At 51.4% G+C, this 25,096-nt stretch carries 25 protein-coding genes and 1 other RNA gene; 16 read left to right on the plus strand and 10 right to left on the minus strand.

Annotated features, from left to right (window positions below; all coding sequences use genetic code 11):
- The first annotated feature begins 5 nt into the window (after positions 1–5).
- The 6 genes from infB (at position 6) to pnp (ending at position 6,727) form a co-directional block, all read left to right on the plus strand.
- Positions 6–2,450, plus strand: a complete 2,445-nt coding sequence (infB, locus tag G3M78_13665) for a translation initiation factor IF-2 (protein QPJ66385.1) — start codon at positions 6–8, stop codon at positions 2,448–2,450.
- A gap of 26 nt (positions 2,451–2,476) precedes the next feature.
- Positions 2,477–2,779, plus strand: coding sequence for a DUF503 domain-containing protein (locus tag G3M78_13670; GenBank protein QPJ66386.1), 303 nt, complete (start codon positions 2,477–2,479; stop codon positions 2,777–2,779).
- A 73-nt stretch (positions 2,780–2,852) separates the two neighbouring features.
- Complete coding sequence (gene rbfA, locus G3M78_13675) at positions 2,853–3,197, plus strand: 30S ribosome-binding factor RbfA (protein QPJ66387.1); 345 nt, start codon at positions 2,853–2,855, stop codon at positions 3,195–3,197.
- Positions 3,178–4,119 carry a tRNA pseudouridine(55) synthase TruB gene (gene truB, locus G3M78_13680; protein QPJ66388.1) on the plus strand — a complete coding sequence of 314 codons (942 nt, stop codon included), beginning with the start codon at positions 3,178–3,180 and terminating at the stop codon, positions 4,117–4,119. Before rbfA ends, truB begins: the two co-directional genes overlap by 20 nt.
- A gap of 178 nt (positions 4,120–4,297) precedes the next feature.
- A complete protein-coding gene (gene rpsO / locus G3M78_13685) occupies positions 4,298–4,567 on the plus strand; it encodes a 30S ribosomal protein S15 (GenBank protein ID QPJ66389.1) in 270 nt (89 codons plus the stop codon).
- A 21-nt stretch (positions 4,568–4,588) separates the two neighbouring features.
- Positions 4,589–6,727 (plus strand): polyribonucleotide nucleotidyltransferase, encoded by a 2,139-nt coding sequence (gene pnp, locus G3M78_13690; GenBank protein ID QPJ66390.1) that lies wholly within the window; start codon positions 4,589–4,591, stop codon positions 6,725–6,727.
- A gap of 163 nt (positions 6,728–6,890) precedes the next feature.
- On the opposite strand, the gene surE is transcribed toward pnp, so the two are convergent.
- A complete protein-coding gene (gene surE / locus G3M78_13695; protein ID QPJ66391.1) occupies positions 6,891–7,652 on the minus strand; it encodes a 5'/3'-nucleotidase SurE in 762 nt (253 codons plus the stop codon).
- 75 nt (positions 7,653–7,727) lie between these two features.
- The gene (locus tag G3M78_13700; GenBank protein ID QPJ66392.1) at positions 7,728–8,315 is read right to left on the minus strand and encodes a peroxiredoxin; all 588 of its coding nucleotides are present in this window, start codon (positions 8,313–8,315) and stop codon (positions 7,728–7,730) included.
- A gap of 249 nt (positions 8,316–8,564) precedes the next feature.
- Between G3M78_13700 and G3M78_13705 the strand changes: the two genes are divergently transcribed.
- Positions 8,565–9,461, plus strand: a complete 897-nt coding sequence (locus G3M78_13705; GenBank protein ID QPJ66393.1) for a cation transporter — start codon at positions 8,565–8,567, stop codon at positions 9,459–9,461.
- 10 nt (positions 9,462–9,471) lie between these two features.
- On the plus strand, positions 9,472–10,236 hold the full coding sequence (locus tag G3M78_13710) for an MBL fold metallo-hydrolase (GenBank protein ID QPJ66394.1): 765 nt from the start codon (positions 9,472–9,474) through the stop codon (positions 10,234–10,236).
- A 2-nt stretch (positions 10,237–10,238) separates the two neighbouring features.
- Here G3M78_13710 and G3M78_13715 read toward each other — a convergent pair whose 3' ends face one another.
- Positions 10,239–10,529: a 2-nitropropane dioxygenase gene (locus G3M78_13715; GenBank protein ID QPJ66395.1), complete on the minus strand. Its 291-nt coding sequence runs from the start codon at positions 10,527–10,529 to the stop codon at positions 10,239–10,241.
- Positions 10,530–10,596: 67 nt separating this feature from the next.
- On the opposite strand from G3M78_13715, the gene bioD reads away from it, so the two are divergent.
- Positions 10,597–11,319: a dethiobiotin synthase gene (bioD, locus tag G3M78_13720; protein ID QPJ66396.1), complete on the plus strand. Its 723-nt coding sequence runs from the start codon at positions 10,597–10,599 to the stop codon at positions 11,317–11,319.
- Positions 11,320–11,425: 106 nt separating this feature from the next.
- On the opposite strand, the gene G3M78_13725 is transcribed toward bioD, so the two are convergent.
- Together G3M78_13725 and G3M78_13730 are read right to left on the minus strand one after the other, a co-directional pair.
- Positions 11,426–12,127 carry a response regulator transcription factor gene (locus G3M78_13725; GenBank protein QPJ66397.1) on the minus strand — a complete coding sequence of 234 codons (702 nt, stop codon included), beginning with the start codon at positions 12,125–12,127 and terminating at the stop codon, positions 11,426–11,428.
- 106 nt (positions 12,128–12,233) lie between these two features.
- Entirely contained in the window at positions 12,234–13,340 is a 1,107-nt protein-coding gene (locus G3M78_13730) for a trypsin-like serine protease (protein ID QPJ66398.1), read from the minus strand.
- A 268-nt stretch (positions 13,341–13,608) separates the two neighbouring features.
- On the opposite strand from G3M78_13730, the gene G3M78_13735 reads away from it, so the two are divergent.
- The 3 genes from G3M78_13735 to G3M78_13745 are packed head-to-tail and all read left to right on the plus strand — an operon-like array spanning position 13,609 to position 15,002.
- Positions 13,609–14,046, plus strand: coding sequence for an Hsp20/alpha crystallin family protein (locus G3M78_13735; protein QPJ66399.1), 438 nt, complete (start codon positions 13,609–13,611; stop codon positions 14,044–14,046).
- Positions 14,047–14,063: 17 nt separating this feature from the next.
- Positions 14,064–14,477 (plus strand): Hsp20/alpha crystallin family protein, encoded by a 414-nt coding sequence (locus tag G3M78_13740; protein QPJ66400.1) that lies wholly within the window; start codon positions 14,064–14,066, stop codon positions 14,475–14,477.
- 30 nt (positions 14,478–14,507) lie between these two features.
- A complete protein-coding gene (locus G3M78_13745) occupies positions 14,508–15,002 on the plus strand; it encodes an Hsp20/alpha crystallin family protein (protein QPJ66401.1) in 495 nt (164 codons plus the stop codon).
- 122 nt (positions 15,003–15,124) lie between these two features.
- On the opposite strand, the gene G3M78_13750 is transcribed toward G3M78_13745, so the two are convergent.
- Positions 15,125–16,936 (minus strand): radical SAM protein, encoded by a 1,812-nt coding sequence (locus G3M78_13750; GenBank protein ID QPJ66402.1) that lies wholly within the window; start codon positions 16,934–16,936, stop codon positions 15,125–15,127.
- Between the two features lie 320 nt (positions 16,937–17,256).
- Between G3M78_13750 and G3M78_13755 the strand changes: the two genes are divergently transcribed.
- The 4 genes from G3M78_13755 (at position 17,257) to G3M78_13770 (ending at position 21,382) form a co-directional block, all read left to right on the plus strand.
- The gene (locus tag G3M78_13755) at positions 17,257–17,751 is read left to right on the plus strand and encodes a hypothetical protein (protein QPJ66403.1); all 495 of its coding nucleotides are present in this window, start codon (positions 17,257–17,259) and stop codon (positions 17,749–17,751) included.
- A 19-nt stretch (positions 17,752–17,770) separates the two neighbouring features.
- Entirely contained in the window at positions 17,771–19,132 is a 1,362-nt protein-coding gene (locus G3M78_13760) for a 4Fe-4S dicluster domain-containing protein (GenBank protein QPJ66404.1), read from the plus strand.
- A 102-nt stretch (positions 19,133–19,234) separates the two neighbouring features.
- Positions 19,235–21,013 (plus strand): aspartate--tRNA ligase, encoded by a 1,779-nt coding sequence (gene aspS / locus G3M78_13765; protein ID QPJ66405.1) that lies wholly within the window; start codon positions 19,235–19,237, stop codon positions 21,011–21,013.
- Positions 21,014–21,241: 228 nt separating this feature from the next.
- The gene (locus G3M78_13770; protein QPJ66406.1) at positions 21,242–21,382 is read left to right on the plus strand and encodes a hypothetical protein; all 141 of its coding nucleotides are present in this window, start codon (positions 21,242–21,244) and stop codon (positions 21,380–21,382) included.
- Between the two features lie 49 nt (positions 21,383–21,431).
- On the opposite strand, the gene rnpB is transcribed toward G3M78_13770, so the two are convergent.
- The 4 genes from rnpB to secD form a co-directional block, all read right to left on the minus strand.
- Positions 21,432–21,810, minus strand: an RNA gene (gene rnpB, locus G3M78_13775) — RNase P RNA component class A.
- Positions 21,804–22,538 carry a hypothetical protein gene (locus tag G3M78_13780; protein QPJ66407.1) on the minus strand — a complete coding sequence of 245 codons (735 nt, stop codon included), beginning with the start codon at positions 22,536–22,538 and terminating at the stop codon, positions 21,804–21,806. Before G3M78_13780 ends, rnpB begins: the two co-directional genes overlap by 7 nt.
- A 93-nt stretch (positions 22,539–22,631) precedes the next feature.
- Positions 22,632–23,531, minus strand: a complete 900-nt coding sequence (gene secF, locus G3M78_13785; GenBank protein ID QPJ66408.1) for a protein translocase subunit SecF — start codon at positions 23,529–23,531, stop codon at positions 22,632–22,634.
- Positions 23,532–25,088 (minus strand): protein translocase subunit SecD, encoded by a 1,557-nt coding sequence (secD, locus tag G3M78_13790; protein QPJ66409.1) that lies wholly within the window; start codon positions 25,086–25,088, stop codon positions 23,532–23,534. It lies immediately after the preceding gene.
- Between the last annotated feature and the right edge of the window lie 8 nt (positions 25,089–25,096).

A 25,096-nucleotide genomic window follows, 5' to 3' on the forward strand; every position in this document is an offset into this window, starting at 1 on the left:
TTTATTTGGCTAAGATTCGAATCAATAAGTTAGCCCTGGAACTCAACGTGCAAAACGACCAGGTCATCGATGCGCTTCAAAAGAAGGGCATTCCGGTCAAGAACTATATGAGCTCCATCGACGATAAGGCGGCCGCCTACGTAAGGGATATGTTTTCTGATTCGAGCAGTGACTCGAAAAAAACCGTCAAGGCCAAAGCTACGGTCAAGGCCAAGGGCAAAACCAAACCCAAGAACGTCATCAAGGTTAAGGTAAAGGCCAAAGCCGCGAAGAAAAAAACCGATGCGGTTGAGGAAGCTCCTGCTCCCAAAAGTCCGGAACCTGAGGAAAAACCTAAAACGGTAGCCAAAACCCCTGCAGGCAAAGAAAAAACTCCTGAAAAATCCGAGGAGAAACAATCCAAGGCTAAACGTCCGCAGTCAAAACCGCCGTTCAAGAAAAAGACCGCTCCTTCAAGCTCCGATGACGCCGATCAAGCGGCTAAAAATGCGCGAAAAAACACCTTGAAAATTGTCAAGGCTGAGGACAAACCCAAACCGGCTCCGAAACCGGTCGCCAAGAAAACGCCGCCGCCAAAACAACAAGCTCCCAAACAGGAACCCTCTATCAGTAGCCGTGCGGCAAGAAGAAAATCTGCCGCCGCCGCGGCCGCTGCTGCGGCTCCCGAGCCGGCCGCAAAGACTCCTGAAACGGGCGGAGAAGGCTTCGAAATTGTGCAACTGGCTGAGAACATGCCGGTTCGCGAACTGGCCGAAAAGCTCAAATGCACGGTCAACGATGTCATTAAGGAGTTGATGCTTTTTGGAATCATGTCCACCATCAACCAGAGTCTGGATTTCGAAGTCGCCGCCAAAGTCGCCGACAAACTGGGATTCGAAGTTGAAAAATCAGAGAAAAAGTCCGACCTGGATTTCGAAGAAGAAGAGCAGGATTTGGAAAAAGATCGCCTGCCTCGCGGCGCCATCGTCACCATCATGGGCCACGTCGACCACGGCAAAACCTCTCTTCTCGATTCCATACGCAAAACCAAAATTACCGAAAGCGAAGCCGGCGGCATCACCCAGCATATCGGCGCCTATCAGGTGAAGCTGGAAAACTCTTCCGTCACCTTCCTCGACACTCCCGGCCATGAAGCCTTCACGGCGATGCGCGCCCGGGGCGCTCAGGTTACGGACATCGTCGTACTGGTCGTCGCCGCCGACGATGGAATCAAACCGCAAACCAAAGAAGCGATCGACCATGCGAATGCGGCGGGTGTGCCCATCGTTGTCGCCATCAATAAAATTGACAAACCCGACGCCAATCCGGAAGAAGTCAAAAAACAATTGGCCAATCTGGGACTCTTGCCGGAAGACTGGGGCGGACAAACTATTTACGCGGAAGTTTCCGCGCTCCAGAAAATCGGAATCGATCATTTGCTTGAAGTGATCACTCTTCAGGCTGAGATCATGGAACTGAAAGCAAACGCAAAATTACGCGCCAAAGGCATCGTCATCGAGTCCAAACTCGACAAGGGCCGCGGTCCCGTGGCGACCCTCATCGTTCAGTCTGGAACGCTCAAGATCGGCGACCCCTATATCGTCGGCCCCTACTTTGGCAAGGTGCGTTCCCTGATCAACGACAAGGGACACAAAATCAAACAGGCCGGACCCTCCACTCCGGTCGAGGTGATCGGGCTTCCAGCAACGCCGGAGCCTGGCGAAAAGTTCATCGTCGTGAACGACGAAAAAAAGGCGCGTCAGTTGAGTACGCAACGGATTCAGGAGAAACGAGAAACGCAACTCGCCAAATCCAGCCGCGTCACTATGGAAGACCTCCATCAGCAGATTGCCGAAGGCACGATCAAGCAACTCAACCTGATTATCAAAGCCGACGTGCAGGGTTCGATCCACGCCGTGCAAGAGGCCTTGTCCAAACTGGAATCGGAACAAATCAAAATCAAGATCATCCACGACGGCGTTGGCGGCATCACCGAATCCGACGTCCTGCTGGCCACCGCATCCAACGCCATCATCATTGGATTCAGCGTGCGCCCGACAGAAAAAGCCACCTTGCTCGCGGCGAAAGACGAAGTGGATATTCGCATGTACAGCATCATTTACGACGCCATCAACGACATGCAACAGGCGATGGAAGGCATGCTCGCGCCCAAATTTCGCGAGAACATCATGGGCCGCGCCGAAGTTCGACAGGTCTTCACCATCCCCAAAGTGGGTTCCATTGCCGGTTGTCAGGTCTTGTCGGGAAAAGTCGAGCGCAATATCAAGGCGCGCCTGATCCGCGACGATGTGGTGATCTATGAAGGAAAAATTCTCAGCGTCCGACGCTTCAAGGAAGACGTCAAGGAAGTGCAATCGGGCTACGAATGCGGTCTGTCCCTCGAAAAATACTCGGACGTGAAGCAAGGGGATATCGTAGAACCGTACACGCTGGAAGAAATCACAGCATAAGGCGCTACCGGACGGCTTAGCAGACCATGCACGTCGCCTGTTGTTCCATTAAATTTTTCTTGCACGGCAACCGATCCCTGAAAGAAAAACGCAGGGTCACCCGGGCGATCAAAGATCGTTTGAAGAACAAATTCAACGTATCGGTTTCCGAAATCGGCGATCAGGATGTATGGCAAAACCTGCACCTCGGCATTGTCTCCGTCGGATCCGACGCGGCTTATCTCGAAGGCATGATGCGCCAGCTGATTTCAGCCATCGAACACATGCACCTGGCGGAAATCATCGACAGCCAGTTTAAAGTTTTCAATATGAGCGACGCAAGTTCTTGAAATTCAAAGTTTTCAATAGGGCCAATGCAAGGCCAGGTAACTCAAAGATATTCATTCAGACCGACACAAACCCATGAGATTCAAACGATCACAGCGCGTTCAGGAATTATTGCTAGAAGAAATATCGCGTTTGATACAAAACGGGCTGAAAGACCCGCGAATCGGTTTTGTGACCATAACGTCGGTCGAATTAACAGACAACTTAAAATTCGCCAGAGTTTATGTCAGCATTATGGGAGACAAGAAAAGCGCCGAAAGCGCTTTAGAAGGTCTGCAGAGCGCGCGGGGCTTTATCCGCAAAGCTCTTGGCAAGAACCTGTATCTCCGATACATTCCCAACATCGATTTCAGAATCGACGAAACGGCTGAAAAGGTGGATAAAATCAATCGTATACTCAATGGACTGCACACTGAATAAGGTCGTCAATCTCTACAAACCAGCCGGTCCGACCTCCTTTGACATGGTTTGCAAGGTCAAACGCATTCTGGGGGTAAAAAAAGCGGGCCATATTGGCACTCTCGACCCCGATGCGGAAGGCATGTTGCCCATCTGTCTGAACCGATCCACCCGGATCATTCCGTTCCTTACCGCCCAGCTCAAGGTCTATGAAGCCCAGATGACCCTGGGCTCTGCCACGGACACTCAGGACTCCACAGGAAAGACCATTGCAGAAGGTTCCGTTGAGGGCATTTCCAGAGAACAGGTTTTACAAGTTCTGAATGAATTCCGAGGCCCGCAAAATCAAGTACCCCCAATGTTTTCAGCTAAAAAGAAAAACGGAATTCCTCTTTACAAATTGGCCAGAAATGGTATTACTATCGAACGAAAAGCCGTTCCCATCCATATCCATTCTATAGAAATGATCGGAATGGAGGATAACCGCGTTGATTTCGTGGTACAGTGTTCGTCTGGAACTTATATACGGACCCTGTGTCACGATATGGGGGAACGTTTGGGCTGTTATGCTCATATGTCGCGACTGGTAAGAACCGAGGTAGGCATATTTAATAGAGACACCTCTTTGACGCTTGAGAACCTGCAAGCCGCCGTCGACGATGGAAGCATCAGCTCTAAACTATTTTCACAAGAAGAGGCGTTGCAGTTTTTACCCGCAATTCAGATCAAATCCGATCACGCCGCCGCAGTGGGAAACGGCAAAGCGCTTACCCGGCAGAGCATCGAATCCATTGCACATCCTGTTGAAACAGGACAACATTACCGGGTTTCCGACGACGCAGGATTGACGCTGGCTGTCGTCGAATCGGCGATCACGGAAGAAGAGTATGCGCGGTTGGAACCGAATGAAATCGCCTTCAAATTAAAACGCGTATTAATGTAATTTATTTTTTTAATATAGAACAAAAAACCAATGACAGCTAATTCGGGAAATGATGCGGAATGTTTTCGTAGCGGAACGAACCAGGGCTTGCCTTTCAGGAACCCGGCCTTTCCGTTCCACTTCGAAAACATTCACCCATCCTTGCCCGGACATGCGTCGCTAACATGAGGAAAGGGAAATGCCTTTAGAAAAGAATTACAAAACCGACATTATTAACGATTACAAACTCCATGAGAACGATACCGGTTCCTCGGAAGTTCAAATCGCATTGCTCACGACCCGTTTGAACGAGTTGACCGAGCATTTCAAATCCCACAACAAAGACCACCATTCCCGCCGCGGACTGCTCAAAATCGTCAGTCGCCGCAGGAAACTGCTGGATCATTTAAAAAGAGAAGATGCCAATCGCTACAAACAGATCATCACACGCCTCGGCATCCGAAGATAATCAGACAACGGAGAAAAATTAATGGAAAAAGTTGAAATAGAAATTGACGGGAAAACTATATCTATAGAAGCTGGCGATCTCGCCAGACAAGCAGGTGGCGCCGTCGTCATTCGAACCGGAGACACCATGGTGCTGGTTACCTCCACCATGGCCAAGAGCGCCCGGGAAGGAGCGGATTTCTTTCCGCTGACCGTAGACTATCGAGAAAAAACTTACGCCGCAGGAAAAATTCCCGGCGGCTTCTTCAAACGCGAAGCGCGACCCAGCGATCTCGAAACGCTGATTTGTCGATTGATCGACCGACCGCATCGTCCCATGTTCCCCGACGGTTTCCGCAATGAAACGCAGATCATCTGCATGCCTCTGTCGCATGACTTGAAAAATCCGGCGGACGTAATCGCCATCACCGGCGCCTCGGCGTCTCTGATGATTTCCGACATTCCTTTCACGACCCCTCTGGCGGGCGCGCGCGTTGGACGAATTGATGAAAAATTCGTATTCAATCCTACGGTTGAAGAAACCGAACAAAGCGACCTCAACCTCATCATGGCCGGCACCGCAGACGCCATCGTGATGGTCGAAGCCGGTTCCAAAGGACTCAGCGAGCAAGTCATGATGGACGCGCTGGAATTCGGACACGAACGAATCAAAAAGCTGGTCGAAATACAGGTCAAACTCCGCGAATTGCTCGGCAAGGAAAAAGTTCCTTTCGAAGCGCCTCCGGTCGATCAGGAGTTGCAAAAGAAAGTTCGCGAACGCGGATTGGCGGAACTCGAAGCCTCGATGTCTATCACCGGCAAGCATGAACGAACCGACAAGATCAAGGCAATCGATAAAGCCATTCAGGAAGAATTGAACCCGGAGCAGGATCCAGCCATCAAAGCCGCTCTCGGTTCCTTATTCCACGATCTCGAAAAAGAAGTCGTGCGCAATATGATTCTGGATAAGAAACTGCGCGTCGACGGTCGAAGTCTCGATCAGGTTCGCCCCATTTCGATCATGGTTGGATACCTGCCGCGAACGCACGGTTCCGCCATCTTCACTCGCGGCGAAACCCAGGCGCTGGTCACCACCACGCTGGGCACCTCTTCGGACGAGCAACGCATGGACACGCTGGAGTTCCGCGGAACCCGCTCCTTCATGTTGCATTATAACTTTCCGCCATTCTGTACGGGCGAGACGAAATTCGTTTCCGGCCCCGGACGACGGGAGATCGGTCACGGCATGCTCGCAGAACGCGCGCTCACCCCGGTGCTTCCCGGCAAGGACGTATTTCCCTACACCATCCGCATCGTATCCGAGATTCTCGAATCGAACGGCTCTTCCTCGATGGCTTCGGTCTGCGGCGGCGCCTTGTCGCTGATGGATGCAGGCGTGCCGATCAAGGCTCCGGTTGCGGGTATTGCAATGGGTCTGATCAAAGAAGGCGACCGAACGGCGATCCTGTCCGACATCCTCGGATCGGAAGATCATTTGGGCGATATGGATTTCAAGGTTGCAGGCACGAAAGACGGTATCACCGCTCTGCAAATGGACATCAAGATTGACGGACTGTCCAAGGAAATCATGGCGCAGGCCTTGCAACAAGCTAAAGAAGGTCGTCTGCACATCCTCGGCGAAATGGACAAGGCTCTCGAATCGCCTCGTCAGGAAATGTCTCGTTACGCGCCGCGTATCGTTACCCTGACGGTGCCGAAAGACAAAATCCGCGACGTCATTGGACCGGGCGGAAAAGTCATTCGCGAAATCATCGAGAAAACCGGCGTCAGCATCGACATCAACGACGACGGTCTGGTCTCCATCGCATCTGCGGATGAGGATGCGGCCAAAGCCGCGGTCGATTATATCGAACGTCTGGTTCAGGAAGTCGAGATCGGTCGCATTTATCTTGGCAAAGTGAAGAAGATCGTGGATTTTGGCGCCTTCGTGGAAATCCTCCCCGGCACCGACGGTCTGGTTCATATCTCTCAAATCTGCGACCGCCGAATCCGAAGCGTGAGCGACGAGATTCAGGAAGGCGATGAGATCAACGTCAAAGTGATCGACATCGATTCACAGGGCAAAGTCAAGCTGAGCCGCAAAGAAGCCTTGCGGGAAAAAGCTGGCGATAAAGCCGCTAGTGAAAAGGCCGGAGAAAAAGCAGGCGAACCGGCAGTCTGATTCAATCGGAACGTTAACCCCTCTATCGATTTTCGATAGAGGGGTTTTTTTTGCCTGTTTTTCAACTTCGGCGTTTTTACGCGTTACACAAAACAAAGTTCGCGCTTTTATTAGCTATTATGGGAGTTTTTGCGCCGGAGCGACGCGGGTGAAGGAGGGAGTTCTATTCTTCTATTTTGAGGTTCCAGTCTTTCAATTCGTCGATGAACTGATGACGCGTCAGGTCGAACTGAATCGGCGTGATCGAAATGTATTTTTCAGCCACCATTTCACAGTCCGTGTCCTGTTCCACCTCGTCGAAACGCATTTCCCCCGCCAGCCAGTAATAAACGTTGTTCCTCGGGTCTTTTCGTTTATCAAAGGTTTCAATCACACGGGATTTGCCCTGGCGCGTGATCGCCAGGCCGCGAATCTCGCTCTTTGGGACGGCGGGAATATTGATGTTCAAAGCCACGCCCTCAGGAAATTTCTTGTCCAGAATTTGCGGAACCAGCCCTCTCACAAACTCGGCGGCAAAGCTAAAATCAGGATCGATGAAGGTGTCCAGAGAAACCGCAATTGCAGGAACGCCCATGATCGCCGCTTCCGTGGCCGCCGAAACGGTACCGGAATAAATCACGCAAGTCCCCAGATTGCCGCCCAGATTGATTCCTGAAATCACCAGCTCCGGCGGCTCGTCCAGTAAAACAGACACTGCCATCTTGACGCAGTCCGCAGGCGTGCCGTTGACGGCGTAGCCGATGCGTTCGCCGTCCTCCACCACTTCGCGCACCTTGAGCGGAGCGGATATGGAAATGGCGTGTCCCATCGCGCTCTGCTCCGTTTCCGGCGCCACGATCAGGACCTCGGCTATTTTCGCGATCTCTTTACGCAGGGTTCGCAAACCCGGCGCATTGAAACCATCGTCGTTGGATAAAATAATCATAAAATAAAAAAAGGGCGGCAACCCATAAGGTTCCCGCCCTTAAGCTTCAACCGTTACCTTGTTACGAAGCGACGATTAATTGTGCTTCTCGAAATAGTCCTTGGAACCTTTCGGGTCCGCTTTCATTCCATCTTCGCCCTGTTTCCAGTTCGCCGGGCACACTTCCCCGTTATTCTCATGGAACTGAAGAGCGTCTACCATGCGCAGAGCTTCGTCGATATTACGTCCCAAGGGCAGGTTGTTGATGACCTGATGTTGAACCACGCCTTCCTTGTCGATCAGGAACAGACCGCGGAACGCGATTCCCGCAGGGTGCAATACGCCGTAGTCGCTGGTGATTTTTTTCGTGACGTCTGCAACCAGAGGATACTGGATGCTTCCCAATCCGCCATTTTTTCGATCCGTATTTCTCCAGGCCAGATGAGAGAAATGACTGTCGATGGAAACGCCGAGCACTTCAACATTTCGCTTGCTGAAATCGTCCATCTTTTCGCTGAAACCGATGATTTCAGTCGGGCATACAAACGTAAAATCGAGAGGGTAGAAGAACAATACAACATACTTGCCTTTGAGACTCGACAATTGGATTTCTTTGAAACTGCCGTCTGGCATTACCGCTTGCGCTTTAAAATCGGGCGCCTGTTTTGCGACCAACGTGGACATATGCAACTCCTCTTATGATAAGATCATGTTCAATGGAAAAGAGGTAATTTAGCACAATTCCAGCGAAAAATTCAATTTTCTTCCTGATTTGCCGATCATGCAAGGCGTTTGAAACGCGCCGGGAAATTCTGGGTACCCGCTCTCGCTTGACTTCCTCAATACCTGTTTTTAAAATGATGGTGCAACTCGGTTTTTTATCAATCGCTTAACGCACTTTATACTGGCGACCGCCTGAAAGATATTTGATCTATGAACACCAGCGCCCTCGTTCAAAATCGCCTCTTGTGGGCGCTTCTGGTCACAAGCTTTATTCTGGTTCTCGAAGTCGTCGGCGGTCTCATTGCAAACAGTCTGGCCTTGCTGGGCGACGCCGCGCATATGGCCTCGGACATGTTCGCTCTGGGGCTGAGCTGGCTAGCGCTCAAATGGGCGCACCGCCCCTCGCCCACTGACAAGACCTTCGGCTACCACCGCGCAGAAATCTTCGCCGCCTTAATCAATGGTCTGCTTTTGATCTTCCTGGCCGCCAATATCCTGATCGAAGCCTGGGAACGCATGCAGAATCCCGCCGACGTAGACTCCGCGACCGTCGTTCTGGTTGCCGCTGTGGGACTGGCCGCCAATCTGTGCGTCATTTTCATACTCAAGAACCCGATGCATCATTCGCACGACCTGAACCTCAGGAGCGCCTATCTGCATGTGCTTGGCGACACCGCCGCCTCGCTGGGAGTCATCATCGGAGCCGCCGTTATCTATTTCACAGGCTGGACGGTTATCGACCCGGTGATCGGCGGACTCATTGCGCTCCTGCTGATATGGAATGCGCGCAAAGTCGTGTCCGACGCCTTCCATATTCTGATGGAGGGAGCGCCGAAAAATCTTTCCGTGAAGGAAGTCGCCGAGGAATTGAAGTCGCTCCCCGGCGTACTCGACGTGCATGAAATGTATATCTGGAGCATCTGCTCCAATGTCAACGCCCTGAGCGCGCACGCTCTCGTGCACGATCAGCAACTGACCCAGGCGGAACGGGTTCTTGCCGACATTCAGACCGCGTTGAAAAACAAATTCAACATCACGCATTCAACCATTCAATTTGAATCTGCTCCCTGCAAGTTTTCCGGAAGCCTTCAGCAGATTCAACATTAAGGATTTTTTCATGGAATTACTTTTTCTCGGAAGCGGAACCTCCACCGGAGTCCCGTCCCTGTGCTGTCATTGCGAAGTATGTAAATCCGAAGACCCCAGAAACAAACGCTTGCGTTCTTCCATTCTGGTTCGAAACGGCGACTACCATTTGCTGGTGGATACTTCCACCGATCTGCGGCAACAATGCCTGGCTCACCAGATCGACCGTATCGACGCGGTGTTATACACGCACCACCACGCCGACCATGTGCACGGCATCGACGAACTGCGCAGCTTCAATTTTTTCAATAAAATGGTCACGCCCTGCTACGGCAACCAGAAAACCATCGACGAAATTCAGAGCAAGTTCAATTATATCTTCACTCCTCCAGACCAGGTCGGCGGGGGACTGCCGCAACTGCAAATGCATTTGCTCAACGGGAATTCATTGCAACTGGGAGGGATCGAGGTGACGCCGGTCGACGTGTGGCATGGGAAGATGATTATCACGGCCTATCGCATGAATAACATGGCTTATGTGACGGATTGTAGCGGCCTGACGGACGACGCAAGAGAAAAACTTCAGGGTCTTGATCTACTCGTCATCAATGCCTTGGGATTCGATCCGCACGCCACGCATTTCTGCCTTCCCCAAGCCCTGGAAGCCATTGAAGAACTCAAACCGCGCACCGCTTTGTTGACTCATATCAATCATAAATTCGACCACGAAGAAGTCTCAAAAACGCTTCCTGAAAACGTCGGACTCGCCTACGACGGTTTGACAATCGAATTATGAATTCAATCCAGATCAATATCTCTCAAAGGGATATCGCCCAGTTTGTCGACGTTCTTTTGGGCTTCCTTGAATTTTTCCTGAAGTATACGGTCGCGCTCTTTCTCGCTCTGGCTTCGCTTTTTGAACAGGTTTTCCTGCTCCTTGCGTTGCGAATCAAGATTCTTGACCATGTCGGCGAGAGAGGCTTTGGGCTTTTCTTTCTTCTCTTCCCAGATCACTTCTCCCGTGAATTTATCCACCTGCAATTTGGTCTCGCAACAGGGGCAGAGAACTTCCAATCGATCTGAACTCATAATTAAGGCCTCGAATTAAAAAACGGCTCCAGTATAACAAAAATAAATTTTTCATGATAATGCGTAGATGACCCAGCAAGGATTTTTTATCACGGGAACCGACACCGGTTCTGGCAAAACAGCGGTCACAGCGGGACTGTTGGCCTGCTTTCGCAACATGGGCTACAAGCCTGGAGTGATGAAACCGATCGAAACAGGCGTCAGCCCGGACTGCAGTTCGCCCGCCAACTCCGACGCGCGTTTTCTCATGGAGGCCAATCAGGAAACCTTGGCTCTCTCGCAAGTCTGCCCCTACCAGATAAAAACCCCGGCGGCGCCTTACCAGGCGGCTCGGCTGGATCAACGCGAAATCGATATCGGACTGATACTCGATGCATTTTCACATATACGAGAGACAAGAAATCCCATGCTGGTGGAAGGCATAGGCGGCCTCATGGTTCCCATATGCGAGGATTACTCCGTCGTCGATCTCGTACGAGACACGCAATTGCCGTTGATCGTCGTCTCCCCGCTTCGGCTCGGCGCTCTGAATCACACGCTCCTGACCCTGAAAGTCGCCGAAATGGAAGGACTGCTCATCGCTGGAGTCATCCTCAACAACCTTGAAAATCGCGCAGACGACCCGGTCATGGCTGGCATGGCTGAGTTGATTCAAACTTTTGGCAAGGTTCCCGTCCTCGGTCAATTTCCCTATCTGGAGGAATTATCCAGCGAATCCATTCAGGAAAATCTCAGCGAAATTATGAACGGACTCCATCTGGACACTCAAACCAACTGGGCCTTCCCCTGAGCATATAAGACCTGACAAGCCACCTATGCAATAAATGCGGATCGCGGGGTGTTCTATTCAGATTATCAGGAAATTACGAAAAGATGATGAGGCAGGCCGTCCGGAATCAGGCTTCAAACATATAGCCTTTTTCCCTGACAGTGATGATGCGTTTAGGTTTTTGCGGATTTTTTTCAAAATATTTTCGGAGCTTGGCGATGAAATTATCGACCGTGCGGGTTTCGGTTCCAGGATCATAGCCCCAGACCTTTTCCAGCAGTTCTTCCCGGCCCACGACGTTTCCCTTGTTTGAAACCAGAAGCTTCATCACCATCGATTCCTTGACAGTTAGAAAAAATTCGCCGTCTTTGCCCAAAGCCCGCCCCACGCTGAAATTGATCCACATGCCGTCGAAATGAAAAATTTCATTATCGTGGACCGGTTCCTTGTACCATTCGATCCTGCGAAAAATCCCCTGCACTCGCAACAAGAGCTCCGGCAGGTGAAAGGGTTTTGTCAGGTAATCGTCCGCCCCCGCTTCCAAACCGATCTCGCGGTCTTCCGCAGTGGACTTAGCCGACAGCATCAAAATGGGAAAACGAATATTCGTCTTGCGAATCCGTTTGGCGACTTCAATGCCGCCGAGTTTTGGGAGCATCAAATCGAGAATGATCAGATCAAATTCTTCACGGTTGAGCAGTTCCAGAGCTTCCTCGCCGTCGCCTGCTACAGAAGTGTCATAGCCCTCCTGCTCCAGATTGAACTTCAACCCGCGAGCCAGGTGAGGCTCGTCCTCAACCAATAATATGCGCTTGCCCTTGGAATTCATTTAGATGGTTCGGTCCGGTAAAACAGAATTGAAAAGCAGAGATGTCTGCGCCCTATAATACCCGCTATCGACGCCCTTTTCCAGAGCTGGAAACTCAAACTGCGAATCAGACCGGTTTTTCCTGAAGGATCAGATTCAAAGCCAACAAACGGTTGTTGCGCCATACTTTCAGCTGAACAGAATCCCCGATCTTGTATTGACTCAGCGTTTGCGTCAAGTCGTTCATCGTTTCAATTTTGCGGTCGTTGAGGCCGAGAATGATGTCGCCATCCACCGCCAGGCGCATGTTTCCCAGACTGACTTCCCTTCGCCCGCCCTGCACGCCGCCCTTGTGCGCGGGACTGCCCATCACCACGTCGACCACCACGACGCCTTTGTCGAAGTCCACGCCGATCGCTTTCGAAAGTTCAGGATTCAAAGGCAGGCCGGACACACCAAGCCAGGGCACGGCAAATTTTCCCGATGTAATGAGTTGCGATGCCACCTGCCTGGCGCGGTTGATCGGAATCGCAAAACCAATGCCCTGATAGCCGCCGGACATGCTGAAAATAGCCGTGTTGATGCCCACCACCTCGCCGCTCGAATTGAGCAAGGGTCCGCCCGAATTACCCGGGTTGATCGCCGCATCGGTCTGAATCAGATTCTCAAGAATGCTCCCATCCTCATTCTGGATGTGACGGTCCAGCGCGCTGATGACGCCGCTCGTCAGGGTCTGCGACAGACCGAAGGGGTTGCCGATCGCGATGGCCTTTTGACCCACCCGAATCAAGTCGGAATTCCCCAATCGCGCAACGCGATCCACAAAGCGAGACGGAATTTTGATGACCGCAAGATCCGTCGACGGCGCCTTGCCGATCAAAACCGCGTCCGCCCGCTTTGTACCGTCCAGCGTGACCGTTATTTTTTGCGCGCCTTCAACCACATGATTGTTGGTCAGTATGTAACCTTGCTGATCAATGATCACGCCCGTCCCCTGCCCTTGCGTCGGAACGATCTGTCGCCAGAAATTCATCGACAAGGCCGTCGACGCGATGTTGACGACGGCGGAACGATTATTATCATACACCCGCGTCGTTATCTCTTCATCCCGAGTCGCCAACGGAGCGCCGCTGGAGCGGTTCTCCGGTCGATTGAAATCAAGGTCCTGAGCCATCGGCCGACCGAACAGGGAAAACTTGATCGTATCCCAGTTTTCAAAAGTTAACGCGCCCATAAAAAAGATCAGAATCCAAAGCGCGGTCTGTCGAAAAAAATCACTCCAGCTCATTTCAATTTTCCAGCAGGGTTAAAAAATTTTAATCTATACATTTCTTCCTCAGCTTGCGCAGTAGCTCCATAAAACCGCTATTTTACAGGAGAAAACGGGGCTGTAAAACTTAAAAAAATTTTTCACACAGTCGCTTGACTCTTCAAAAATCTAATTTTATTTATTTTGCAGAGGGTAGTTATCACTCAACCAATGCTTATTCAGGAGGATCATTATGTTACTCGACAGTTATACAAATTGGGAAACCTGGGACCCTTTCAGGGAGATCAATCAATTGCAGGAAGAGGTCAACCGTCGCTTTTCAAACCGCAGGGTCGACGCAGTCGCCTACCCCAAAGTCAATATCTGGCAGACCGATGAAGGTTGCACCGTGACCTGCGAACTACCTGGCCTTTCGCCCGAAGACCTGGATATCTCGGTAAAAAACCGAGAGTTGACTCTAAAAGGCGAACGCAAAACAGGCGAGTCGACAAGCGATGAAAGCTACTTCGTCAAGGAACGTTCCTTTGGAAAATTTTCCAGAACGATCAAACTACCCTTCCGGGTCGATTCCGATAAAACGGAAGCGCATTTTAAAAATGGAATTTTAACCATTTCCCTGCGCCTCCCGGAAGAAGACAAACCCAAAACCATTGCGATTCAATCGCATTAATACAGGAGAATGCAATCATGTCTGATACCAACGTAGCAACAGTAGAGCAGGATGAAATGAAAACTGAAGCGGCGGCTGTCGAGCCGATGCAAAAACGGGAGACCTATCTGCCGCTGGCGGACATTAAGGACCACGAGGAAACGGTGGTCGTTGCGATGGATATGCCCGGCGTCAGCCGCGAATCAGTGGACGTCACCGTCGACAAGGACGTTCTGACAATCACTGGCAAGCTGGAGGCGGAAGGACCGCGGGCGGATTGGAAAGCGATCTGGCATGAATACCCAGAAGGCAATTACAAACGTTCATTCCGCCTGGCAGGAAACTTTGAAACAAACCAGATCAATGCGGTTATGAAACATGGGGTGTTGACTCTAAGTTTGCCCAAGAAAAAAGAGCTCACGCCTCAGAAAATAACCGTCAGCTCAAATTGAAGTTCGGTTTCTATCGCAAGGAGATGACTCATGAAAATCAAGGATTTGATTCCATGGAGCCGTGAAAAGGAAATGGAGAATCCCTTCGCGGCTCTGCAAAACGAAATGAATCGTCTCTTCAATAATTTTTCCAGCTCGGGATTCAACGCTCCGTTCTTTAATGGCGAGAATGGGACAATGAAAGAAATCTACCCCAATATCGACCTGTTGGAAACGGAGAAAGAATTCATCGTGAATGCCGAGCTACCCGGTATTGATGAGAAGGACGTCGATGTGAAACTCACACACAACCAACTCATCATCAAGGGTGAAAAAAAAGAAGAGAAATTCGAAGAGGAGAAAAACGGCTATGTGCGAACAGAACGTTCCTTCGGTTCATTTTACAGATCGATCCCCGTTCCAGCGGGAATCGATCCACAAAAAATCAATGCCGAATTTAAAAAAGGCGTTCTGAAGGTCACACTGGGCAAATCAAAAGAGGCTCAGGAGGAAGTCGTTAAAATTCCGATTCACGCAGTGAATTGAGGAAACCTGGTTTCCTCAAAATAAGGCGCCAACGGGTTTAAACCCTCTCCACCCTTGGCGCCTTTCTTATTTTCCACACCACTCAATCGCAATTACAACCCGGGGAAGCGCCCGGGGCCGAATCACATCATCGCTTGCGGTTCACCCGCCGTAACCTGGTTTTTGACGTAGAGGTCGGGTAAATCGTTCACTCCAAAATGCGTGATGTATAGAAAGACATGCTCGCGCGCGTTGATGCGCATCGCCCAGGGGTCGAAATCATCGCGATAAAAATTCTGGTATTTTTCCATCGCTTCTTCAATCGTCAAACCGGATTCAGGCGTGTAATAATAATCCATCGCCAGATCATGTTCGGGATAATCCGTCACCTTGATTTTATAGTCGTCAATATTTTTATAAACCGGCGCGTTCTTATACAAGACGAAGAAATACATTTCAACCGAGTGGATTTTATCCTGATTCGCCAATAAAAATCGCCGCGTGTCTTCGGCTTCTTCAGGGGTTTCCGAAGGAAAACCATAGAAGGCCATGACATGGCTCCAGATACCCACCCGCCGGGCTTCCGACAAATTGACGACAGCCGCCTTGATGTCCGTGTCCTTTTTCACCAATTTGATGATCCTCTGATTGGCCGACTCCAGACCGAAGTACAAGGATCGACAACCTGCTTCGGCCGCCTTGTCCCACACTTCAGGTTCCAGCAAGCTGGCTTCAAAACGGATCAGGGTCGTCCAGAAAATATCCAGCTTTCGGTCGACCATGATCGGCGGTAACTTTTTGAATAACGCAGGGGGAAACGATTCGTCGGTGAACAGGAAATGCTGGGTGTTGTATTTTTTCTTCAAAAATTCCAGTTCATCGACAATCTGGTCTGCGTGTTTGGCGCGGAACTGGTCAATATAACCCGCCCCATGATCGCAAAAGGTACATTTCCCCCAATAACATCCCCGCGTTCCAAGATAAGGAACCAGTTTCTCGGGTGAGAAATATTTTTCCCAGGGGAAGCCGTCAAAATCCGGCGGCGGTAATTCGGTCACCCGCTCCTGATACAACTCGTTCACATGAACGGCGCCCGCTTCATCCTTGTAAATAAGATTGGTCACTTCAGACATCGGGCGTTGCCCGTCCAGAGCTTCGACCAGGCGGACAATGGAATGCTCGCCCTCATAGCAGATCATTGAATCAAACGCCTTGCCAATCAAATGATCCTTTTTCTGCAGGACATCCTTCAAGCGCGTGATGATATTGCCGCCAACGGTGATATGGATATTCGGGTAACGATCCTTAATCAAAGTGGAAAAGGTGATTCCCGCCATTAACTGCACCGGGGTGCCTATGGAAATGCCGATCAAGTCGGGCTTCTCCTCTTCGATGGCGGGAAAAACAAGCCGACGACAAACATCGGCATAAACATTAACGTCGTCGTCATACGGCGCCTTAGTCAAATCCTCGGACACCCAGGGTCGGTAAATATTCAGGTTGCTTTCCATCGGGTAAAAATTGATGCTCGCCGGAAAATACGCGGCGGATATATATTCCATCACCTCGCGGAATGCGTTGAGCGCCCATTCACACTTGTCCACCTCGTAGAATTCTTCGCAACGCATGATGACCTTGGCGCGTTCAACCTTTTCAATATGGTAGTCGAAATCGACATAAGTGTAGTCTGTCAACATTTTAGCCAGCTTGCTATCTTCCTCAGTCGCCTGACCGCGCGCCTCTTTCACCTTCAAATGCTCGATTCGGGAAAGGATCTTGTCGCGCGCAAATTCCAGAAACTCCCTCGTAAAAAAGTGGTCGTACATCTCAACATTGATGTCCTTTTGAACCACTTCTATGCCATTTTGGCGCAAAACGGAGGTCAAACTGGGCAACGCCAGATAAGGGGCTGTGGGAACCCATTCCGGCGGAAATAACAGCATCACTTTTTTCATGGAAAATTTCCTAAATAAAGTCGCAATACCTAAAACTACTAACTTTTTAATCGTATTACAAGCCCATTTGAATCCAAATAAGGACTACAGAAATCTTAAGAGTACGATTAGCGCGCAGTCGACAGAGCAAGTTACGAAATGCGCCCCTTCAGTCAGGAGTTTTCATCAATTTTGTGTGGGATTGGCAAAGGTTAAATGATACCATTAGAACATCCTGAAACCCTTGTCTGCCCCTCTCTCTGGATGGACATGACCGGGTTCAATCGAAATAACTAACGTATTTTCATTAAACTTTCATCTACAGGAGACAAACGCAACCCATGGCGGCACAAACCCCAACTCCCGAGACCATAGCAAAAATTTTACTGGATGAAGCAAACCTGGCATTTTGTGAAACTGCCGAACGTAAAGACGAAAAAGGAAAGCGCACGCTGGAAGGTTCCGGCTGGGATGAAGGCAAAATGGACGGCGAATACGACCAGTCCGACTATGAAAAAATCCTGGAATGGCAAATGAAGGCCGCTCAAATCTGCGACGAAAAGCCCGAACTGGAGCAAACCACGGCAGACATGTTTCAAACCGTTTCCGCTGACAACGCCGCTGACATCATCAAACAAATTCAGGAAGATGAACATCTTCTCGGTCTCGCTCGCGGCGCCATCACGGTTTTCATGCTTCGTTTCCCCACCGTTCAATCCTTTGTCAACAAGGGACACCCACTGGTGTTGGCCGTGGATGAATACATGCTTGAAAACGCCGATGCGCAAAACTGGCACGATTATCATTTCATAGGAAACGAGTTCCGCTGGCTCTAACCCGCCCGGTGTTCCAATCATGCGATTCCGATACAAACTCGATAAAAAAACGTTCAAGAACAAGAAGGTCGCACCCCAGCGCATGCCCGGCTGGGATCAGGCGCATGTCGACGCCGACCAGCGCGGCGACCACGCTTCGAATGACGGGGATGTTCTTGCTCTCGACGCCGACACGATTTCCAGCCAGCATCAAAAAGACGTAGACAAGAAAAATGCTGAAATCAGGGAGGTGTCGCGCCGCGATCTCTTCTCTTTCGCGCGACTCGGTGATTTTTCTGAAGCCGTGGAAGAGGAAGAAAAAAAACGCCGGAAAAAACGCCGCTCCTCTGAAGAGGACGAAGAACAGGACGAGTCCGAGGAAGAAACCCTCCATGAAGACGAGGTGAATGAAGATTCCGAAGAGGATGAAACTCCGCCTCCGCCCAAAGTCGGCTTCTTCAAAAAAATATTCAACAAACTCAAACCCGGTTCCAAATCCGAAGACGAAGAACCTCAAGCGGTTCCCGGCCCAAACTCCATAGCCGCCAGCGCCGCAGAAGCCGTGCGGGAAGAATTGCGCGCCGCAGAAGAAGAGGAAGAAGTCGAGATCGTTCCCGAAGAACCGGAGGCCGAATACGATCGCCGCAACCTGCTCAAACAAGGCATTCATTTTTTCGCCAAACCGGCGATGGACTCGGTTCAGGAGAAAATCGACAAAGTAAACACCACCGTCGATAAAATCACCAAACGGGTTCCCCTGATTCGTCCCCCGGGAGCGATTTCAGAGAAAGATTTTTTAAACGCCTGCACGCGTTGCGACAAATGCATTCACGCCTGTCCCAAGGACGCGATCAAAAGAGCGCCCAAGAAAATGGGCTTTTTCATCGCCGGAACGCCCTACATCGAACCGCTGAAAAATCCCTGCGTCATGTGCGACCATCTGCCCTGCATCTCCGCCTGCCCGGACGGGGCGCTGTTGCCGGTCGCCAGCCCCAGCGACGTGAACATGGGCTACGCCATTCTCGATAAAGGCCGCTGTCAGGCCTACGGCGACACCTTCTGCCAGCAATGCGTGATCGACTGCCCCATCCCCGGAGCCATCACCCAGACGGTCGACAGCAAACCCGTCATCCATAAGAATATCTGCACCGGATGCGGCGTATGCGCTCGCTCTTGTAGCACCGTCAATATTCCCGTCGCCATCAAGATCAAACCGCAAATGGTGGTCGAGCACCAGTTGAAGAAAAAACGACTGGAAAGAGAAAAAGCCGAACGCGAAGCGGAAGAGCAGGAAGCCCGCCTGAGAATGGCTGAAGAAGAGGCACAGGAAGAGGCACAGGAAGAAGCGCAGGAAGAAAACGAAGTCGAGTTGACCGCCCCCGCCGAAGACACAAAAGAATAGCTCAATTTTAAACTTGCAAGTTGCGCCTCGTTTAATTATCCTTGGTGGTCTTTGTCCACTGCCAGCCCGCGAGGGCGTTACCATTCAGCTTCCCAAATCATCATGTCCAATACATTGAATCGAACTCATTACTGCGGGGAACTGAACGCCTCCCTGATAGGTCAGAACGTAACCCTGTGCGGCTGGGTGCATACCCGTCGAGACCACGGCGGCCTCATTTTTATCGACTTGTGGGACAAGGAAGGCATCGCGCAAGTCGTTCTCAACCCGCAAATCGACCAACTCGCGCACCAGCAGGCCCAGTCTCTGCGCGGCAATTACGTGATCGGCGTGCGCGGTCTTGTGCGCGAACGTCCCGAAGGCATGGTCAACGAAAAACTCAGCACCGGGCAGGTGGAAGTCTATATCGACGAGCTGGAAATTTTCAATCCCTCGACAACGCCGCCCTTTTCCCCCTGGGAGCCGCAGGAAGTCTCCGAGGCGATTCGCCTGAAATACCGCTACCTCGACTTGCGTAGCGACGAACTGCAAAACAATCTGCGATTGCGTTACCAGGTCGCCAAAACCGCTCGCAACGTTCTCGACCGCAACGGTTTCATGGAAATCGAAACGCCCATGCTGACCAAGAGCACGCCGGAAGGCGCGCGCGATTATCTGGTCCCGAGCCGCGTGGCGCCGCATCATTTTTACGCGCTCCCGCAATCGCCGCAATTATTCAAACAGATTTTGATGGCGTCGGGAATGGATCGTTATTTCCAGATCGTGAAATGCTTTCGCGACGAAGACCTGCGCCAGGACCGACAACCGGAATTCACCCAGATCGACATTGAGATGTCCTTCGCCAGCCAGGAACAGATTTTCGAACTGGTCGAAGAAATGATCTGCGAAATTTTTCTGGAGACCCTCAAACAAAGCGTAACCGCTCCGTTCCCCATCCTGACCTATCAGGAAGCGATGGACCGCTACGGTTGCGACAAACCCGACACGCGCTTTGGCTTGGAACTGGTGGACTTGTCCGACACCGTCAAGGGAAGCGGATTCAAAGTATTTGAGCAGGCGCTTGAGAGCGGTGGCCAGGTGAAAGCCATCCGCATTGAAAACGCAACTGAGACCCTGTCGCGTAAAGCGCTCGACGATTTGACCGAAGTCGCCAAAACCTACGGCGCCAAGGGAATGGCCTGGATCAAGATTCAGGAAAATGAACTGCAGTCGCCCATCATCAAATTTTTTGAAAAGCCCATGCTCGACGCACTGCTGGAACAAATGCAGGGCAAACCCGGGGACGTTCTTGTATTTTGCGCCGACTCCGCGAAAGTGGTCGCTGACTCTCTCGCGCACATTCGACTCGCCGCCGCGAAACGTCTCAACCTGATCGACGAGAAAAAGAAAAATTTCATCTGGGTCACCGAGTTCCCTTTACTCGAATTCAACGAAGAAGAAAAACGCTTCACCGCAATGCACCATCCCTTCACTGCGCCGACCGATCAAAATCTCGAAGCCCTGCAAAACACGCCGCCCGAGAAATTGCTGGCGCGCGCTTACGACCTCGTGCTCAACGGCAACGAGATCGGCGGCGGGAGCCTTCGTATCCACCGGAAAGACGTGCAGGAAAAGGCCTTTGAATTGCTCGGCATCCAGAACAAGGAAGCCCGTGAAAAATTCGGCTTCCTCCTCGACGCACTGGAATACGGCGCGCCGCCTCATGGAGGCATCGCCTTTGGTCTCGACCGCATCGCCATGCTGGTAACGGGAGCGGACTCCATTCGCGACGTCATCGCATTCCCGAAGACGCAGAAAGCATCCTGCCTGATGACCGAAGCGCCTTCAAGGGTCGATGATCGGCAGATGAAGGAACTCAAACTGAAGTACGACCTCTCCTGAAGTTCAAGCGCTTCCAAAAGACAGACGACAAGCCGCCGCGCCCGCGGCGTTCTCTAGCCACGCCCATTCACGGGCGTTATGGCGTCGCGTTTCGCTAAAAAAACATCGATTCGAAATACTCTGAATTAGCGCAGGAAAAGTTGGAAAATGCGCCGCACTCTCAAGCCCTTCCTAGAGAAACCCGAAAACAAGGATAGAAGAAAACATTATCCAGGGAGGGATAACAGGATGTGGAAACCCGTATTAACGCTCATCATGGTGGCGGGAATCATCGCGATGGCGTTGACCAACGACTACTCAGACCCGCTCGGCGAAGCCATCACCCGCCATATCAGCAGTCAAAAACAAATTTCAAAAATTTCGCGCTGAGAGCGCTTTTGGTATTGGAGTGAAAATGGGTGGAAATAAAAAAGAAAGGGGTCGAAGTAAACCAATAAGCCGGGTTCTGTTCCCCGCCGAAACGGGGCGGCGACCATCAATCTAGGCCTGCCGTTGCCGACAGGCTCAAGCAGTCAACCCGAAAGCATCGGACGGGCCGTCCTCAAACGCTTTCCTATTTGACCTTGCTCCGGATAGGGTTTGCCAAGCTACCGCTGTCGCCAACGGTACTGGTGAGCTCTTACCTCGCCTTTTCACCATTGCCGCCGCCGGAAAACCGACGGGTAGGCTGTGTCTTTTCTGTGGCGCTTTCCTTGGAGTCGCCTCCACTCCGCGTTACGGAGTATCCCGCCCTGTGGAGCCCGGACTTTCCTCCCTCGCAGAGCAAGCCCTGCAACGGCGGCCGCCCGGTTTACTTCGACGCCGCAGTCTCCGATTCGGGTTCTTCAACCCAGAACAACATCCGTAGACAATTCATGCAATCAAGAATTTCCTTACCCGCCTTGACCTTGATCATCATCTGAGGCAGAACGCTTTGATGGCACCCCTGGCAGATCATCCCCTTCAAACCCACCACGCCAACCCCCTCGCGCGCCTTGGATATTTTTTCATAGCGTTTCAACAAGGTCGGTTCCACTTGCCGGGTGATCTGCTGTCGACGGTCTTCCAATGCCTGAATTTCGTCTTTGACGCGCTTCGCCTCATTTTCCTTTTTCGCCGTATATTCCTTAAAGTGCGCCTCTTCCTCATCCAACTGCGCTTTGATTGCTGGGAACTCGCTCTCCTTCTGCTCAAGCGTTTCCATGATCTCAAGCTCCTGATCTTCCAATTGCGAGATTTTCTCTTTCACAGAATCGACTTCGGTCAGGATGGCGCTGTACTCTTTATTCGTCTTCACGTTCGGCAATTTCATTTTTATCTTTGCCATGTGGTCGTTTTGATCCTGAACGCCGCGTTCGAGATCCTTGCGCTTCTTTTTCAGAGACTCGATTTCCTCCAGAGCCTTATCGGCGCGTTGTTTCTTCAAATCCCGTTCGCTTGTTCCGGCCTGGATTTGTCCGGGAATCGCGTTCAGGGCGCGCTCCATTCCCTGCGCTTCGGTGTCCATGTTCTGGAGTGAGATCAATAGCTCAAGCTGAGGATTCATTTAAAGCGCCTCGCATTCATTAAAAAGGGGTGAAAATAAATGTATCATGGCGCAGGAGGGATGACAACTCAATGTGCCGCGCCGGGGCAGAACCTAGCGCGCGCGGGCCCGCGATTCCCAGTAAACCAGAAAAACGCTGGCCACAAATATGGAGGAGTATGTGCCAATGCCCACGCCAATCAGCAACGCGAAGGAAAAATCATGAATGATCTCTCCGCCGCGCAGGAAAATAGCCATCATGACCAGGAGCGTCGTCCCGGAGGTGAGCAGGGTTCGACTCAAGGTCTGGTTGATGCTTCCGTTAATGATTTCCGTTAAACTGAATTTACCGCGTCGACGCAGGTTCTCGCGTATGCGGTCAAACACAACGATGGTATCGTTCAGCGAATAGCCGATGATCGTCAGGATCGCCGCCACAATCGTCAGGGTGAATTCTTTATCGAGCAGTGAAAATGCGCCGACAGTGATCACGATGTCGTGTATCAAAGCCAGAATGGCGGCAATCGCGTATTGGAATTCGAAACGCCAGGAGATATAAATCACGATACCGATGATCGCGTAGAGAATGGATAGCAGAGCTTTTTCACGCAGGTCTTTACCCACCTTCGGCCCCACCATCTCCACGCGTTCAACAGTAATATCATCTTTGTTGAATTTAGACGATAAGGCGTCGCGTATATTCTGACCCACCGCCTCCAGCTTGCCGTCGCTTCGTTGCACGCGGATGAGGATATCGTTTTTAGAGCCGAATTCCTGAATGGAACTTTCGCCCATACCCATCGTCTTCAATCCATCTCGCACGTCATTGATCGACGGCGGCTCTTTAAACTTCAATTGAACTAGGGTGCCGCCAGCGAAATCGATTCCGTAATTCAACCCGCCATGAAACGCGATAGAGGCGATGCTTATAAAAATCAAAATCGCGGACAAGGCCAGCGTGATGCGGGTCTTGCCCAAGAAATCAATTTTGGTTTCCGTCTTGAAAATTTCCATTTATATGCTCAACTTTTCTATTTTCCGGGCGCTCATCACGCTGTCGAAAATGGTTCGACTGACAAATACCGCCGTGAACATACTTGCGGCGATTCCGATACACAAGGTGATAGCAAACCCCTTGATAGGCCCGGTGCCGAACTGAAATAAAACCACGGCGGCGATGAAGGTGGTGATGTTCGCATCCACAATCGTTCGAAATGCCTTGGCAAATCCTGCGTCGATAGCGGCTCGCACCGTCTTGCCGATGCGGATTTCCTCGCGAATACGCTCAAAAACCAGCACATTTGCGTCGATCGCCATGCCCACCGTCAAAATGATTCCTGCGATGCCGGGCAAGGTCAACGAGGCTCCAAAATACGCCAGAGCGCCCAGCAATAATACGATGTTCAAGACCAGGGCAATATTGGCAATCACCCCCGAAAGTTTGTAGTACACCAAAATGAAGATGACCACCAGAATGCCGCCCATAATGATAGACTCGATTCCCTTCTGGATCGAATCTTTACCCAAAGAAGGTCCAACCGTTCTGTTTTCTAGAATCGTGACCGGAGCGGGCAAGGCGCCTGCGCGCAAGACAATGGCCAGGTCGCGCGCGTCTTCTGTTGTGAATTGTCCCGTGATCTGCGCTCGGCCTCCGGCAATCTCCTCCTGAATGACCGGCGTGGAATACACCGTATTGTCGAGAACGATAGCCAGGCGTTTTTTCACGTTGTCTCGGGTGATCTGCTGGAACAACATGGCCCCGATGCTGTTGAAGGTCAACGACACATACGGCTCGTTGAAATCCGAATCGTAACTCACGATCGCGCCCGTCAAGGTGTCGCCCGTCAGAACCGCCCTCTTTTTCAACAAATGTGGTTCTTTTTCCACGACGCCGGTTTCGCGATTCACCACGCGCTCATGCAGAATTTCGCTTCCTTCTGGAATGACGCCGGCCAGCGCAGATTGAATGCTGTTGTCTTCGTCCAGCAGTTTGAACTCCAGGCGCGCCGTCTTGCCGATCAGGTTGATCGCCCGACTGGCGTCTTTGATGCCCGGCAATTGCACGAGAATCCGGCGCTCGCCCTGAACCTGAATGCTCGGCTCGGACACGCCGAATTGATCGACGCGATTGCGAATGGTTTCCAAACCCTGACTCACCGCGTTTTCATGGATACGTTTGACCTGATCCGAGCTCAAATGATAAACCAGAGCCAGCTTGTCCGCTCCGGACGCCTGTTTCTCCAAAAAGGGATAGCGTTCCGAAATCAGGGTCGCAACAGCGGCGGCATCGTCTTCATCCAGCAAAGCGATTTTAAGGCCGGATTCCTCGATCAACGCGAGAATACGATCCGCTTCGATGTCTTTCTCGTCGATGTCGCGTTTCAGGTCGTCGGCCAGACGTTCCAGACTGGTCTCCACCGCCTTCTCGACCTCGACTTCGAGAACCAGGTGCATACCGCCCTGCAGGTCCAGACCCAGATTGATTTTTTCTTCCAACGGATAAGACAACCAAGACGCGCCCAGCAATACCAAGGCGATCAGTGGAATTTTCCATCTCAGGTTTCGATACATTCCGCTAC

The organism is Candidatus Nitrohelix vancouverensis (assembly GCA_015698305.1).
Lineage (GTDB): Bacteria > Nitrospinota > Nitrospinia > Nitrospinales > VA-1 > Nitrohelix > Nitrohelix vancouverensis.

Excerpts from the sequence above, each read along its gene's own strand:
- surE (QPJ66391.1), bottom strand. The coding sequence starts at position 7,652 with ATGATTATTTTATCCAACGACGATGGTTTCAATGCGCCGGGTTTGCGA.
- G3M78_13725 (QPJ66397.1), bottom strand. The coding sequence starts at position 12,127 with ATGAATTCCAAGGGCAAGCGCATATTATTGGTTGAGGACGAGCCTCAC.
- G3M78_13780 (QPJ66407.1), bottom strand. The coding sequence starts at position 22,538 with ATGAATCCTCAGCTTGAGCTATTGATCTCACTCCAGAACATGGACACC.
- truB (QPJ66388.1), top strand. The coding sequence starts at position 3,178 with ATGGACTGCACACTGAATAAGGTCGTCAATCTCTACAAACCAGCCGGT.
- rbfA (QPJ66387.1), top strand. The coding sequence starts at position 2,853 with ATGAGATTCAAACGATCACAGCGCGTTCAGGAATTATTGCTAGAAGAA.
- G3M78_13755 (QPJ66403.1), top strand. The coding sequence starts at position 17,257 with ATGGCGGCACAAACCCCAACTCCCGAGACCATAGCAAAAATTTTACTG.
- G3M78_13670 (QPJ66386.1), top strand. The coding sequence starts at position 2,477 with ATGCACGTCGCCTGTTGTTCCATTAAATTTTTCTTGCACGGCAACCGA.
- pnp (QPJ66390.1), top strand. The coding sequence starts at position 4,589 with ATGGAAAAAGTTGAAATAGAAATTGACGGGAAAACTATATCTATAGAA.
- G3M78_13760 (QPJ66404.1), top strand. The coding sequence starts at position 17,771 with ATGCGATTCCGATACAAACTCGATAAAAAAACGTTCAAGAACAAGAAG.
- G3M78_13770 (QPJ66406.1), top strand. The coding sequence starts at position 21,242 with ATGTGGAAACCCGTATTAACGCTCATCATGGTGGCGGGAATCATCGCG.
- G3M78_13705 (QPJ66393.1), top strand. The coding sequence starts at position 8,565 with ATGAACACCAGCGCCCTCGTTCAAAATCGCCTCTTGTGGGCGCTTCTG.
- secD (QPJ66409.1), bottom strand. The coding sequence starts at position 25,088 with ATGTATCGAAACCTGAGATGGAAAATTCCACTGATCGCCTTGGTATTG.
- G3M78_13715 (QPJ66395.1), bottom strand. The coding sequence starts at position 10,529 with ATGAGTTCAGATCGATTGGAAGTTCTCTGCCCCTGTTGCGAGACCAAA.
- G3M78_13700 (QPJ66392.1), bottom strand. The coding sequence starts at position 8,315 with ATGTCCACGTTGGTCGCAAAACAGGCGCCCGATTTTAAAGCGCAAGCG.
- G3M78_13750 (QPJ66402.1), bottom strand. The coding sequence starts at position 16,936 with ATGAAAAAAGTGATGCTGTTATTTCCGCCGGAATGGGTTCCCACAGCC.
- G3M78_13730 (QPJ66398.1), bottom strand. The coding sequence starts at position 13,340 with ATGGGCGCGTTAACTTTTGAAAACTGGGATACGATCAAGTTTTCCCTG.
- G3M78_13735 (QPJ66399.1), top strand. The coding sequence starts at position 13,609 with ATGTTACTCGACAGTTATACAAATTGGGAAACCTGGGACCCTTTCAGG.
- G3M78_13740 (QPJ66400.1), top strand. The coding sequence starts at position 14,064 with ATGTCTGATACCAACGTAGCAACAGTAGAGCAGGATGAAATGAAAACT.
- aspS (QPJ66405.1), top strand. The coding sequence starts at position 19,235 with ATGTCCAATACATTGAATCGAACTCATTACTGCGGGGAACTGAACGCC.
- G3M78_13710 (QPJ66394.1), top strand. The coding sequence starts at position 9,472 with ATGGAATTACTTTTTCTCGGAAGCGGAACCTCCACCGGAGTCCCGTCC.
- secF (QPJ66408.1), bottom strand. The coding sequence starts at position 23,531 with ATGGAAATTTTCAAGACGGAAACCAAAATTGATTTCTTGGGCAAGACC.
- G3M78_13745 (QPJ66401.1), top strand. The coding sequence starts at position 14,508 with ATGAAAATCAAGGATTTGATTCCATGGAGCCGTGAAAAGGAAATGGAG.
- rpsO (QPJ66389.1), top strand. The coding sequence starts at position 4,298 with ATGCCTTTAGAAAAGAATTACAAAACCGACATTATTAACGATTACAAA.
- bioD (QPJ66396.1), top strand. The coding sequence starts at position 10,597 with ATGACCCAGCAAGGATTTTTTATCACGGGAACCGACACCGGTTCTGGC.